The organism is Myxococcus vastator, assembly GCF_010894475.1.
GTDB classification, from domain to species: Bacteria; Myxococcota; Myxococcia; order Myxococcales; family Myxococcaceae; genus Myxococcus; species Myxococcus vastator.
In genome coordinates, this window is record NZ_JAAIYB010000907.1 from 1 (window position 1) to 834 (window position 834).

The 834-nt window shown below is 65.0% G+C and carries 1 protein-coding gene; it reads left to right on the top strand.

Annotation, left to right across the window (positions count from 1 at the left end):
* Nucleotides 1-834, top strand: an 834-nt coding sequence (locus G4D87_RS38260; protein WP_163787649.1) for a condensation domain-containing protein, incomplete at both ends; no start/stop codon positions are given.

Genomic DNA, 834 nt, shown 5'->3' on the forward strand with positions numbered 1-834 from the left:
GAGTGAAGGGGTTGGCGCAGCGGGAGAATGCGACGCCCTTCATGGTGCTGCTGGCGGCCTTCCAGGTGGTGTTGTCGCGATATGCGGGCCAGGACGACGTCTCTGTGGGCTCCCCCATCGCCAACCGCACGCGAGCCGAAACGGAGGGGCTGATTGGCTTCTTCGTGAACACACTCGTGCTGAGGACACGGCTGGATGGCAATCCCAGCTTCCGTGAGCTGCTGGCACAGGTGCGCGAAGTGACGCTGGGTGCGTACGCGCACCAGGAAGTGCCCTTCGAGAGGCTGGTGGAGGAACTTCAGCCCGAGCGGGACCTGAGCCGCAGCCCGCTGTTCCAGGTGATGTTGGTGCTGCAGAACACTCCAGGAGGCGCGGTAAGGCTGCCAGGACTGAAGTTGGAGGCAGCGGAGTCGGCTGGAAAGACGTCGAAGTTCGATTTGACGCTCGGCTTGGGTGAGTCGAGCGAAGGCGGACTGACGGGGGCGTTGGAGTTCAACAGCGACCTGTTCGAGTCCGAGACGATGGAGCGGCTGCTGGAGCACCTGCGGGTGTTCCTGGACGCCGCGGTGAGTGCTCCAGAGACACGGCTGCTCGATTTGCCGCTGATGGGCAGTGAAGAGCAGCAGCGGTTGGTGAAGGAGTGGAGCGGGACGGCGACTCCGTATCCGCGCGATGCGAGCCTGAGTGCGCTCTTCGAGGAGCAGGTTCAGCGGACGCCAGACGCGGTGGCGGTGGAGTACGAGGACCAGCGGCTGACGTACGCGGAGTTGAACCGGCGTGCAAACCAGTTGGCGCACCACCTGAGGGGCATGGGCGTGGGGCCCGAGGTGCGGG